This window comes from Promicromonospora sp. NPDC059942, from assembly GCF_042731755.1.
GTDB lineage: Bacteria > Actinomycetota > Actinomycetes > Actinomycetales > Cellulomonadaceae > Promicromonospora.
In genome coordinates this window covers 485,023-496,839 of sequence record NZ_JBHWLR010000001.1, presented here as the reverse complement: position 1 = coordinate 496,839, position 11,817 = coordinate 485,023, and the positions used below count along the sequence as shown (strand labels likewise).

General features: G+C 73.6%; 10 protein-coding genes. 2 read left to right on the top strand and 8 right to left on the bottom strand.

Going from position 1 to position 11,817, the window contains the following annotated elements; genetic code table 11:
* Positions 1–93 precede the first annotated feature (93 nt).
* The 3 genes from ACFV9Q_RS02150 to ACFV9Q_RS02140 are packed head-to-tail and all read right to left on the bottom strand — an operon-like array spanning position 94 to position 4,543.
* The gene (locus ACFV9Q_RS02150; RefSeq protein WP_377232935.1) at positions 94–1,845 is read right to left on the bottom strand and encodes a M16 family metallopeptidase; all 1,752 of its coding nucleotides are present in this window, start codon (positions 1,843–1,845) and stop codon (positions 94–96) included.
* On the bottom strand, positions 1,842–3,578 hold the full coding sequence (locus ACFV9Q_RS02145) for a hypothetical protein (protein ID WP_377232934.1): 1,737 nt from the start codon (positions 3,576–3,578) through the stop codon (positions 1,842–1,844). The genes ACFV9Q_RS02150 and ACFV9Q_RS02145 overlap by 4 nt, the downstream gene beginning before the upstream one ends.
* On the bottom strand, positions 3,575–4,543 hold the full coding sequence (locus ACFV9Q_RS02140) for a hypothetical protein (RefSeq protein WP_377232933.1): 969 nt from the start codon (positions 4,541–4,543) through the stop codon (positions 3,575–3,577). The genes ACFV9Q_RS02145 and ACFV9Q_RS02140 overlap by 4 nt, the downstream gene beginning before the upstream one ends.
* A 193-nt stretch (positions 4,544–4,736) precedes the next feature.
* On the opposite strand from ACFV9Q_RS02140, the gene ACFV9Q_RS02135 reads away from it, so the two are divergent.
* On the top strand, positions 4,737–5,951 hold the full coding sequence (locus ACFV9Q_RS02135; protein WP_377232932.1) for a pyridoxal phosphate-dependent aminotransferase: 1,215 nt from the start codon (positions 4,737–4,739) through the stop codon (positions 5,949–5,951).
* Positions 5,952–6,019: 68 nt separating this feature from the next.
* Here ACFV9Q_RS02135 and ACFV9Q_RS02130 read toward each other — a convergent pair whose 3' ends face one another.
* The 5 genes from ACFV9Q_RS02130 to ACFV9Q_RS02110 form a co-directional block, all read right to left on the bottom strand.
* A complete protein-coding gene (locus tag ACFV9Q_RS02130; RefSeq protein WP_377232931.1) occupies positions 6,020–6,619 on the bottom strand; it encodes a GNAT family N-acetyltransferase in 600 nt (199 codons plus the stop codon).
* Positions 6,620–6,677: 58 nt separating this feature from the next.
* On the bottom strand, positions 6,678–7,058 hold the full coding sequence (locus tag ACFV9Q_RS02125; RefSeq protein WP_377232930.1) for an ALF repeat-containing protein: 381 nt from the start codon (positions 7,056–7,058) through the stop codon (positions 6,678–6,680).
* A 320-nt stretch (positions 7,059–7,378) separates the two neighbouring features.
* Positions 7,379–8,398, bottom strand: a complete 1,020-nt coding sequence (locus ACFV9Q_RS02120; protein ID WP_377232929.1) for a phosphotransferase family protein — start codon at positions 8,396–8,398, stop codon at positions 7,379–7,381.
* The gene (locus ACFV9Q_RS02115) at positions 8,398–9,510 is read right to left on the bottom strand and encodes an Rv2578c family radical SAM protein (protein WP_377232928.1); all 1,113 of its coding nucleotides are present in this window, start codon (positions 9,508–9,510) and stop codon (positions 8,398–8,400) included. Before ACFV9Q_RS02115 ends, ACFV9Q_RS02120 begins: the two co-directional genes overlap by 1 nt.
* A 78-nt stretch (positions 9,511–9,588) precedes the next feature.
* Positions 9,589–10,227, bottom strand: a complete 639-nt coding sequence (locus ACFV9Q_RS02110; RefSeq protein ID WP_377232927.1) for a hypothetical protein — start codon at positions 10,225–10,227, stop codon at positions 9,589–9,591.
* A 289-nt stretch (positions 10,228–10,516) separates the two neighbouring features.
* On the opposite strand from ACFV9Q_RS02110, the gene ACFV9Q_RS02105 reads away from it, so the two are divergent.
* A complete protein-coding gene (locus tag ACFV9Q_RS02105) occupies positions 10,517–11,680 on the top strand; it encodes an endonuclease (RefSeq protein ID WP_377232926.1) in 1,164 nt (387 codons plus the stop codon).
* Positions 11,681–11,817 lie beyond the last annotated feature (137 nt).

Sequence of the window (11,817 nt, the reverse complement as noted above, 5' to 3'; positions counted from 1 at the left end):
TGAAGCTCGGGGAGGGGGGGTGGGGGCAGGGTGGATGTTTGTGTGCTCGTGAGCAGGCGGGTGGCGGCCCCCCCCCCCCCCCCCCACCGGGCGTCAGTCCGTCTTGCCCTTGTCCTCGCCGCCCAGGCGCAGGATCGCCCGGTAGGACAGCCAGGCCACGCCGGCGCTGACGAGGCCGGTCGGGAGCACGACGGCGAGCGTGTCCCAGGTCCCGTCGCCGTCGAGCCAGGCGCCCACCTCGCCGAGGGCGACGGCGCCGGACACGAGGGTGCCGCCTATCGCTGCGAGCAGCACGAGGACCAGGGCGAGGACGACCACGACCTTCCCGACCGCGAGGGCGAGCAGACCGGTCGTGCGCGCGAGGCCGTCCTCGTCCACCTCCCGGGCCGCACGGGCCTGGCTCGCCTGCTTGATCACGTCCGGGTCCGGGCGCCCGGGCGCCTCCGGACGGGGCACGGGCACGACGAGGGCCGCGTCCACGTGCTCGTCCACGAGCCGGCCGAGGTCCGCGACGCGCAGGTCGTCGTGCAGGGTCGGTTCGAACGGGACGCGCGCCCCGTCCAGGCCGACCAGGAGCCGCCCGCCGTCCGGGTAGGCGACCAGGGCCGCCGTCTCGTCGAACCGGACGGTGGTGGTGCGCCGCCCGTCGCGGAGCGTGACGCCGTCCTCCCCCACCCGGATGGTCGCGTCCACGTCGACGCGTTCGAAGGCCTTGCCGGGGAGAGGTTCGCCCGCCCCGCTCCGGAGCGCCTCGGTCCCCGCCCAGCCGGACCCGACCGGCGTCACCAGCAGGCCGGAGTCCCAGACCTGGCGGGCCAGCGCGCGGACGTCCTCGGCGGTCACCCGCGCCACGGCGGATCGCCGCTCGTCCGACGTGGGGACGGGCCGGCCGAGCAGCGTCAGCACGGCGTCGTCGTGGAGCCACATGGCGTCCTGGTGCGGTTCCTCGTACGCCGCCAGCAGGTGCGCGCGCGCGGACTGCAGCTCGTCGTCGGCCACCGCGAATCGCAGCCGTCCGAGCGTGTCCAGGAACTCGCCCGTCGCCTGGGCGGCGGTCTCGGGCCGGAGCCCGACGGCGATCTGGAGGTTGGCCTGCCGCCCGTCGAGCGTCCCGATCACCGCGGACACGTCGTACGTCCAGCCACGGTCCTGGCGCAGCCCCTGGAACAACGCCCGTCGGGCGACCTCGGCGAGCACCGTCAGCGCCGGGGTGTCGGGCACAACGGCGTCCCACAGGACCCGGGACCCGCCGGCCAGCGCCTCGGCCGGGAGCGGGACGGCGGGCCCGGCGACCTCGGGCGGCGGCAGCGGCGTGCCGGTCGAACCGGCGGGCAGGGCGAGGTCCAGGTCCAGAGCGGTCTCGCCGGTGACCCACACGACGGCGTTGGCCGCGGCGAACCGGTCCCGCGCCCAGGCGCGCAGCTCGTCGTCCGTCACCCGGTGCAGCCCCAGGAACTGACTGGGCCCGAGGCCGTAGCTCCTCAGCCCGAACCGCCACGGCTGCACCGCCCCGTCGTCGGTGCGCTCCTCCAGCGCCCGGGTCTCGGTCGCCCGGTGCCGCACCGACAGGTCGGCCAGGGCCAGGGAGAGCTCACGGAGCGTGCTGCGGACCCGCTCGTCGGAGGCGCTCACCCGGACGTGTGTGACGGTGGGACCCACCGAGGCGGAGATGTCGAGGCCGGGCCGTTCCACCGCGCGCAGGGCGAGGGCGACCACCAGGGCGGTCGTCCCGCTGGTCGCCAGGGTCTCGTCGGCGTACCCGACGCGGAACACGAGACCCCCCACGGTGCGGCCGGGCCGCTGCGCGTAGAGCTCACGGGCGCGGGTCGGGGTCGTCGCGGTCATCGCCGCTCCTTCGGGTGTCGCTTGTTGATCAGCCCGAACGTCGCCCAGCCGAGGGCGAGCACGGGCAGGAAGCCCAGCGAGAGGTCGACGTCGAACACCTCTCGCAGCAGCACCTGGCCGCCACCGAGGACGAGCAGCCCGGCGACCCACAGGCCCGCGACGAGGGCGACCGTCGCGGGGACCGAGCGCGGCCCGGTGTCCTTGGTCGCCCGCTGCCGCTTCGCCGGCTTCTCGTCCGTGCCGGGTCGAGGCACGGGGATGTCGGCCGTATCGCGTGCCGGCAGCTGGACGACGACGTCGGCGGGTACGCGCGCGTCCACGTGCTCCGCGACGTCCTCGGCGCTCAGGCCCTCGTACAGGGTCGGTTCGATCTGCACCCGGAACCCGTCGGCGCCGGTGAGCGCGCGTGCGCCGTCGGGGACGGTCTCCAGCAGGACGCAGCTCGCGAACCGGACCACGACGGTGCCGCTGGGCGTGATGAGACCGACGCCGTCGACGGCGAGGACGAGCGAAACGTCCGGGGCATCGATGCGCGGGAACGTCCGCCCGTGGATCGTCCCCCGGGACCATTCCGGGGCGGGGACGATCCCCGCCCAGTCAAGGGCTCCCGGCCCGTACCAGAGGGCGCTGCCCCACAGCTCGCGGGCGATGCCGCGGACGTCGTCCGCCGTGACCTGCTCGACCCGGGCGGCGATCCGCGCGGGCCCCTCGAGCGGGCGCCCGGTGACCGTCCGGTAGGCCAGCGGCGGCAGCAGGTCGGCGGCTGCCGCCGCCGCGAGCTCGGCCAGCTCCTCGGCCGCCGCGGCCTGCGCCGCGGCCAGGTCGTCGTGCGCGACGTGGAAACGGAGCCCGTTCAGGGCGTCGGCGAGGCCGCCGACCGCCGCGTCCGGGCGGCCCTCGGCCTGGACCAGCACCGACAGCCGCGCCCGGTCCGCGTCCAGAGGGTCGTGGGAGACGTCCGTCGTCGTCGCGATGTCGGCGTCCCGGCGCAGGTCACGGTGCAGGACCTCGCGGATCACGTGGGTGGCCACATCCGCGGCGGCCCCGCGGGTCACCAACGCGTCGAGCGCGACGCCGTCCCGTAGGCCGCCCAGGTAGGCCGGGGTGCCGTGGAGCACGTCGCTGACCGCGGGCGGAGGCATGCGCCGCCCGGACGGCAGCGTCAGGTCGAGTCCTTCCGGCACGGCGTCAGCGGTGATCCAGGCGACGGCGTTCTCCCGCGTGAACCACGTGGCGGCCCAGGCGCGCACCTCGTCGGCGGTGATCCGGTCGAGCCCGCGCTCGCCGTACCCCACGAGCCCGTGGTCGCGGGCACCGTGCCGGTTCAGCCGGAGGCGGCCGGCGACGCCCGGGTTCCGCCCGTCGCCCTCGGAGCGCAGGATGTCCTTCTCGGTCTCGACCCGGTCGAGCGGCAGGTCGCGCAGCGACGCGCACACGTCGTTCAGGTAGCTCACGACGTCACCCGCGGTGCCGGCCACGTGGAAGAGCGTCACGTCGGAGCGTGTCTGCCCGTTCAGGTGCGCCTCGCTGAGCACCTGGGTGCGCAGCGCGAGGTGCTCGATCAGGTGCGTGATGCCCGAGAGGGCCAGCGTCTCGTCCGCCGAACCGACCCGGAACACGATCCCCGCACCGACGTTCCCCTCGCGCGGCGCGAGCAGGACCGGGACCCCGTCGACCTCGGTCGCGGTGACGCCCGGGAAGTCCGCCAGGTCCGGGAGCGTCAGGGCGGTCATGCCCGCGCGCCCGAGCGTGCGGCCGCCTTCGCGGCCGCTTCGCGGTGCTTGCGGTACAACCGCTCGGCCCCGGGCTCGTAGTAGCCCCACATGCCCTGGACCGGGGCGTCGCCGAGCGCCTCGAAGTGCGGCTGCGCCTCGGCGGGCAGGTCGGCGAGCGAGAAGAACAGCGCGAGGTTCGCGTGCACGACGGCCGTCGCCGCGGTGCGGACATGGTCGGGGTGCAGCACCGTGCCGGCGGCGACGCCGCGGACCCGGTCGATCATCTCGGGCGGGGTGGTCTTCCCGCCGTCGACGTACCGCTCGATCGCGAGGTCGACGACGAGGGCGGGGCCGAGCGCCCCGGGCGCCGCGCCGTCCGCGCACTCGGCGACGAACCGCGACGTCTCCTCCCACGACCCGCTCCACTTGGGCAGGATCTGCTGGAGGTACACCTGCTGCGCCGCGAAGACCTGCGGGTCGAGCGCGGCGAGGCGGTCGTACCGACGGCGCGCCTCGCCGTGCCCCAGCTCCAGGCCACGGGCCGTCGTGATCCGGGCCTCCCAGGCAGGGATGAAGCCAGGGTGCTCCGCGCACACGTCGAACAGCAGCCGTTCGGCCCGCCGCAGCCAGTCGTGGAACTGCTCGAACTGGTTCGCCGAGACGTGCTCCGCGCGGGCGTGCGAGCGGATCGACCAGCCGACCACCATGTAGCGCATCGCGCGCAGCGTCCGGGTGAGCGGCGTGCCGTCGTCGGCCGCGTCGATCGCCGCGGTGAGCGGGAGGTGGTCGTCCTCGGAGGCGTCGCCACAGATCGCCCACAGCGCGGCGATCACGTCGTCCGGCGCGGTCAGCCCGCGGACGACGGCGAGCGCCGCCGCCGGGTCGCCCGCGTCCCGGGCCGCCCGCAGGGCGGCGCCGTCGGGCACGTGGGCCAGCGGGTCGAAGAAGGTCGCGGTCGGCGCCGCGTCGCGTGTGGTGGCCATCGGTTACCTGTCCGGGGGGAGGTCGAGATCCTGGGGGGCGTCGGTGCCCGACCGGAGATTACTGGCGCCGCGGGCGCCGCCCGGGCGAAATCGGCCCGCACCCCGGGTGAACTTCGCGAAAGCGCCCGGAACGGTCATCTCGACCCGGGGCGAGGGTGCGCGGGCACGGCACCGGACCTGCGACCATGAGCGGGTGCGAGAGATCAGGCAGAGCCGCAAGCTGAAGTCCGTCCGGTACGACGTCCGGGGTCCGATCCTGGAGGAGGCGTACCGCCTGGAGGCCGAGGGTCACAAGATCCTCAAGCTGAACATCGGCAACCCCGCGCCGTTCGGGTTCGAGGCGCCCGAGGCGATCCTGGCGGACATGATCCACCACCTGCCGCAGGCGCAGGGGTACAGCGACAGCCGCGGCATCTACTCGGCGCGCACGGCCGTGGCGCACTACTACCAGTCGCACGGCATCGACACGCACGTGGACGACGTCTACATCGGCAACGGCGTCTCCGAGATGATCAGCATGGTGCTCCAGGCCCTGATCGACGACGGCGACGAGGTGCTGGTCCCGGCGCCGGACTACCCGCTGTGGACCGGGGCCGTGAGCCTGCAGGGCGGCACGCCCGTGCACTACCGCTGCGACGAGGCCAACGGGTGGAACCCGGACCTGGAGGACATCGAGTCCCGCATCACGCCCGCCACGAAGGCGCTCGTGATCATCAACCCGAACAACCCGACCGGCGCGGTGTACAGCAAGGACACGGTCAAGGGGCTGGCGGACCTGGCGCGCAAGCACGACCTGGTGCTCCTGAGCGACGAGATCTACGAGAAGATCCTGTTCGACGGCGCCACCCACCACCACACCGCCACGTTCGCCGACGACGACGTCCTGTGCATCACGTTCAGCGGCCTGTCCAAGGCGTATCGCATCTGCGGGTACCGGTCGGGCTGGGCCATGATCTCCGGCCCGAAGCACCGCGCCGCCGACTTCATCGAGGGCCTCACCCTCGTCTCGAACATGCGCATGTGCGCCAACGTGCCGGCACAGCACGCCATCCAGACGGCGCTCGGCGGCTACCAGTCCATCGAGCACCTGATCCAGCCCGGCGGCCGGTTCTACGAGCAGGCCATGCTGGCGGACAAGCTGCTCAACGAGATCCCGGGCGTCACCTCGGTGCGCCCGCGCGGCGCCCTGTACTGCTTCCCGCGCCTGGACCCCGAGATGTACCCGATCCAGGACGACGAGGCCTTCGTGATCGGCCTGCTGCGCGCCAAGAAGATCCTGGTGACGCACGGGACGGGCTTCAACTGGCCCGAGCCCGACCACTTCCGCCTGGTGACGCTGCCCGACGTCGACGTGCTCACCGAGGCGATCGGCCGCATCGCGGAGTACCTGGAGGACGTGCGGGCCTGACGCCCGCTGCCGACCTCCCCTTTGAGGCCCGAGTTTCTTCGCTTTGCTAGGCCGCAGAGCGAAGAAACTCAGGCCTGAAGAGGGAGAGCGCCCTCGGCGTCGGCCAGCCGGGCGTGGACGTGCATGTCGTGGTGGCCGTCCGCGTGCCGGGCGGCCCCGCGGCGGGTCCCCTCCGGGGCGAACCCGGTCTTCTCCGCGACGCGGCAGGAGGCCGGGTTGCGCGTCGAGTGCTCCAGCTCCAGCCGCCGGAACCCGACGTCGAACGCCCAGGCGCTCGCTGCCGTGACCGCCTGCGGCGCCACGCCCCGGCCCCGGGCGGCCGGGACGGTCCAGTAGGCGATCTCGGCGACGCCGTCGAACAGCTCGAGGTCCTTGAGCGCGAGCCGCCCGAGCAGCGTCCCGTCGGCGGCGGCGACCGCCCACTCGAGACGACGCTCCTGCGCCCACGCGCGCTGCCAGCCCGCGATCATCTCCCGAGCCTCGTCCGGCGAGTCGATCCGCCGCACGTGCCAGCGCTGGATGTCGGGGTCCGCGTAGGCGGCCTGGAGGGCGACGGCGTCCGTGTCGCCCCAGGGCCGCATCCGTGCACCGTCCGGCAGGGGCAACGTGGGTTGCGCCAGCTCCGCCAGGGTGCCCGGGGTGATCGTGTACGGGGCGAGCTCAGCCATGCCGACACGATACGTCCGGTTCGCCCCGGGGAGCCGACGCCACCGCGTCGGTGGGACGTCAGTCCACCTCGTACTGCCCCGTCTCGAGGAAGTACGCCCGGTCCTCGGGGGTCCCGTTGATCGCCGCGACGGCAGCGGCCTTCAGGGCGGGGCTGGTGTCCGGGTCACCGATGATGACGAAGATCGCCACCATGTTGTCCTCGTCCTGGGCGATCCAGCGGCCCGTCTCCAGGAAGTACACGAGGGCCTCCGAGCTCCCGTCCCGGATGGCCGCCTCTGCCGCCGTCCGTACGCCCCGACCCGTGTCCGGGTCGGCGAGGATGACGAAGATGGCCACCAGGTTGTCCTCGTCCTTCGCGGCCTGCCAGCCGGTCTCCAGGAAGTACGTCATGGCCTCGACGGTGCCGACGTCCAGCGCCTCCTGCGCTTCGCGCCGCACGCCGATACCCACCCCGGGGGTCGTCCAGGATGGCCTGGATCGCGGCCCGGAGCTCTTCCTCCGTGTCCGGGACCGGATCGTCGGCGACCTGCGTGACCGATGCGGACGCCGCGGTCTGCCGGGGCTCCGCGGTCGCGGTCAGTGGGGCAAGGACGAGCATCGATCCTGCGACGGCTGTCACGACCGCCAGCGACGTCATACGAACAAGCCTCACGGGAGCTTCCTCTCCGTCGGCGCCGGGCGCGTCCGGTTGGCGCGCAGTACGCCGTACACCGTGCAACGTAACGTCCGCCCAGGTCAGCGGCCACGAAAGTGTGTGATCACGGGGCGGCGCCGGCGTCGCCGGTGCGGGCGATCGCGCGCAGGTGGGCCCTCGCCTGGCGCACCACCGGGTTCGTCTCCGCGCGGGCGGCGAGCTCGACGAGCGCGACCAGGTCGGCGGACCGGGCGAGACGGACGACCCGATGCCGGTGGCGGCCGTCCGCGACGGTGGCTGCGGCTGCGGCTGCGGACCAGCCGTGCAGGACGCCCTCGGCGTAGGCCGGTTCCCGGTCGAAGCGCAGCAGGTTGCCCAGGTCGGTGGCCGGGTGCCCCGCGTGTGCGAACTCCCAGTCGAGCACACCCGTGATCTGGAGCGTGGCCGCGTCGACCAGCACGTTCTTGGGGTTCAGGTCGCTGTGCACCAGGCAGGGCGCGGCCCCCTCCAGGTCGACGGCGGCCCGCTCGGCGACCTTCCGCAGCCCGGCGACCTCGCCGTCGGACCAGCCGGCCTCGACGAGGCCCGGCGCGTGGGTGTCGACCCAGTCGGGCAGCCAGAGGCCGAACGGCTCGATCCGCAGGTCCGCGCCGGCGAACAGCCCGGTCCGCGGCATCGGCGTCGCGGCGAGCGTTCCCGCGGCCCGGCCGAGGGCTCGGCCCAGCGACCTCAGGTCGTCCTCGGCCCGGCGTCCGGCCTCCCGTGGTCCGCCCTCCCGGCGTCCGTCCTCCCGCCGTCCGACCCCGCGGTGCTCGGCGACCAGGCGCGCAAGCACCAGGTCGCCCCGCTCCCCCGGCAGCAGCTCGGTGACGAGCAGCCCGGGCAGCACGCCCTCGCCGTCGTGCACCTCGCGCACGGTCGGGACCGGCACGACGTCGCGGACCCGGTCGAGCAGCGCCGCCTGGACCCGCGCGGCGTCCGGGGCGTGCCGCGCGTCGGCGAAGAACCGGACCACGAGCCGGTCCCCGCCGCCCGCTCCGGGCGACGGGGTCGCGAGGAACGTCTCCCCCGACCACCCGCCCGTCAGCGGCTCCAGGAGGTACCCGGGCAGGCGCGGGTCGACACGCGGGGTCGGGGGCTGCATCAGAAGAGGGTCTCGTTCCCGACGTCCGCGCCGATGGACGCCGCGCCGGCGCCGTCGGACCGGACCCCGGTGAACGCCCCGCGTGGGTAGTCGCCCTCCGCGTGCTGCTCGCCGCCGGCGGCATCGACGCGGTGCATCGCCGCCCCACCCAGCCCGCGCTCGCGGATCAGGGGACGCACCCGCTCCCAGAGCCAGTCGCGGTAGCCCTGGTGCGCGTAGGCGCCCCGCGCGTAGACGCGGCCGTAGCCCTCGACGAGGTGCGGGTGGTCGCGCCCGAGCCAGCCCAGGTACCACTCGCGGGCGCCGGGCCGCAGGTGCAGCGGCAGCACGGTGACGCCGGTCGCGCCGGCCTCGACCAGGTTGTCGAGCAGCCGTTCGAGGTGTGCGAGGGAGTCGGTCAGCCAGGGCAGTACCGGCGCCACCATCACGCCGCACGGCAGTCCGGTCGCCCGGATGGCGCGGATCAGGTCGAGGCGGGCCTTCGGCGTGGGAGTGCCCGGCTCGACGGCCTGCTGCAGCTCCCGGCCCGACGGCGTGTCGGCGAACGCGAGCGAGACGCCGAGGCCGATGTCGACCTTCTGCGCGGCCTCGACGAGCAGCGGCAGGTCACGCCGCAGCAGCGTGCCCTTGGTCAGGATCGAGAACGGCGTGCCCGAGTCCGCGAGCGCCGAGATGATGCCCGGCATGAGCCGGTACCGTCCCTCGGCGCGCTGGTAGGGGTCGGTGTTGGTGCCGAGCGCGACGGCCTCGTGGCTCCAGGTTCGCTTGGCCAGCTCGGCCCGCAGCACCTGGTCGGCGTTGACCTTGACGACCACCTGGGAGTCGAAGTCGTGACCGGCGTCGAGATCGAGATATTCGTGAGTATTACGGGCAAAGCAGTAATAACAGGCATGACTGCATCCACGGTAGGGGTTGACCGTCCAGCGGAACGGCATCTGGGACGCCGCCGGCACCTTCGACAGCGCGCTCTTGGCGAGCACCTCGTGGAACGTGACTCCCGCGAACTCGGGCGACCGGACGGTACGCAGCAGCCCGGCGCCGCGCAGCCCGGGCAGCTCGAGCCCGGGCAGCGCGCCGTCGTCGTTCGAGATCGCCTGACCTTGCCAACGCATGATCCGATTCGAACACTCGTTCGAGCCGACGTCAAGCTGTCCACAGGTGGCCGGGACGAGCTCGGGCGAACGGGCCGGTCAGGGCAGAGGCGCCTCGCACGTCGCCGCCGGGTCCCCGTCGGCCGACACCACGGCCGCGATGCGCCACTGCGCGCGTTCGGTCGCGGACAGGGCGCGCGGCGGCTCCACGGTCAGGACGCCGTCGCCGGGGACGACGTCGCGGACGGTCGGGTAGGCGGCGCCGGCGGCGTCGGTGAAGGTCACCGCGACCACCGAGCCCGCCGGCGCCGTGACCGCGAGGTGGTCCCTCGGGTCGGGCAGGCGCAGGCCGAGGACGTCGCGGTACTGGTCCACCCAGCCGGCGGACACGCCGGCCGGGCAGTCGAGCGCGACCTGCTCGGCCTCGACCGGGCTGAGCGTCAGCACCGCGGTGGATCCCGCGAGGCTCGCGCCGAGCACGATGGCGGGCACGGAGAACCGGCGGCGCGCCCGGCGCGGCGCGTGCAGCCGGTTGTCGTCCGCGGCGCCCGCGTGCTCGCGCACCGCGCGGTGCGGGTTGCGCGCCCACCGCGTCCGGACCAGCCTCCCGGCAACCCGGATGCGACGTCGTCTCACGGGTGCCGCGGCCGGCGCACCGGCCGCGCCCGTCACCCCGACGAGCGACTGCTCCCAGTGCTCGCCGAGCACCCCGTCGTCGACGCGTCCCGAACCTGTCATCGGCTGTCCCCTCGGCCCGCCGCGGGCCCCGCGAGGCGGCCGGCGGCGTCGTTCACATACGGAGTCTCATCGACCCGATCGCGAGGCTAGCCGAACGCACCCTCGTGACTCCGGGCAAACCGGACAACGTGCTCCAGTTCACCCACCGGGTCACCCCCGCGGCACCGGGGCCGACGTCGAGCCGGGCGGGTCCGACCTCGACCGGGCCGAGGTCGGCGCGTTCGACGTTTTTGCGTAGATTTTACCTATAGGCCATGACTGTCCTTATTTACCCCGCTACGGTCGAGCAATGCAGAAAGTGACCACGCGTTCGACGGCGCTCGCCCTGGTGTGCTTCGCCCTGACCCTGGTGCTCGTCACGGCGGCCCAGGTCCGCCTGGCCACGTCCGGCCAGGCGGCCACCCCGATCACGGTCGCGTCGGCGATCGCCACCCAGAACGGCTCGTCCGCCACGGTGCGCGGGTACGTCGTCGGGCAGCCGACCGCCACCAGCACGGTCGTGACCAGCGGATTCCCGAACGACTACGCACTTGCCCTGGCCGACGCCCCCGGTGAGACCAGCACCTCGCGCATGGTCTACGTCCAGATCCCCGCCGCATTCCGCAGCAGCTTCGGTCTCGCGTCGAACCCCAGCCTGATGGGGAAGCAGCTCGACGTCACGGGTGCCCTCGCGGCGTACTTCACCCACCCGGGACTCAAGGACGGCACCGCGTTCGCCGTCGTCGGCAGCGGCGGAGGGGGTGGGGGTGGCGGCGGTGGTGGTGAGATCCCCGCCGGCTACTACGACGCGGCGGCGGGCCGGACCGGCACCGCGCTGCGCTCGGCCCTGCACGGCATCATCGACGGCCACACCGGCGTGAGCTACGCGACCGTCTGGACCGCGCTCCAGGAGACCGACGAGGACCCGGGCAACCCGAACAACGTCATCGAGTTCTACTCCGGCGAGTCGATCTCGAAGACGCTCAACGGCGGCGACCCCGACGACTGGAACCGCGAGCACACCTGGGCCCAGAGCCACGGGGGCTTCGGCACGGCCACCGGCCCGGGCACCGACCTGCACCACCTGCGGCCCACTGACGTCACCGTGAACTCGACCCGGGGCAACAAGGACTTCGACAACGGCGGCTCGGCCGTCGCCGAGTGCCCGGACTGCTTCACCGACTCCGACTCGTTCGAGCCCGCCGACGAGTTCAAGGGCGACGTCGCACGCGCGCTCTTCTACATGGCGATCCGGTACGAGGGCGACGACGGCTGGCCGAACCTGGAGCTGAACGAGTCGACCTCGAACGGCTCGGTGCCGTTGCACGGGAAGATCTCCGTGCTGCTCGCCTGGCACGCCGCCGACCCCGTGTCAGCGGCGGAGACGCGCCGCAACGACATCATCTATTCCGACTGGCAGCACAACCGGAACCCGTTCATCGACCACCCGGAGTGGGCCGAGTCGATCTGGTGACCCGAACCTTGGGCACCCGCCTCTTCGTCCGGGGGGGGGGGGGGAGGGTTAGGAAGGCTGGGGGGCCAGCCGAGGGGGAATACCTAAGGAAACGGGTCCCTGCCGGGGGGCCCCCCATTGCTGCGGCCGGGTCGAAC

Bases quoted from the DNA above. Each gene is read 5' to 3' on its own strand.
- ACFV9Q_RS02150 (WP_377232935.1), bottom strand. From the start codon at position 1,845: ATGACCGCGACGACCCCGACCCGCGCCCGTGAGCTCTACGCGCAGCGG.
- ACFV9Q_RS02145 (WP_377232934.1), bottom strand. From the start codon at position 3,578: ATGACCGCCCTGACGCTCCCGGACCTGGCGGACTTCCCGGGCGTCACC.
- ACFV9Q_RS02140 (WP_377232933.1), bottom strand. From the start codon at position 4,543: ATGGCCACCACACGCGACGCGGCGCCGACCGCGACCTTCTTCGACCCG.
- ACFV9Q_RS02130 (WP_377232931.1), bottom strand. From the start codon at position 6,619: ATGGCTGAGCTCGCCCCGTACACGATCACCCCGGGCACCCTGGCGGAG.
- ACFV9Q_RS02120 (WP_377232929.1), bottom strand. From the start codon at position 8,398: ATGCAGCCCCCGACCCCGCGTGTCGACCCGCGCCTGCCCGGGTACCTC.
- ACFV9Q_RS02115 (WP_377232928.1), bottom strand. From the start codon at position 9,510: ATGCGTTGGCAAGGTCAGGCGATCTCGAACGACGACGGCGCGCTGCCC.
- ACFV9Q_RS02110 (WP_377232927.1), bottom strand. From the start codon at position 10,227: ATGACAGGTTCGGGACGCGTCGACGACGGGGTGCTCGGCGAGCACTGG.
- ACFV9Q_RS02105 (WP_377232926.1), top strand. From the start codon at position 10,517: ATGCAGAAAGTGACCACGCGTTCGACGGCGCTCGCCCTGGTGTGCTTC.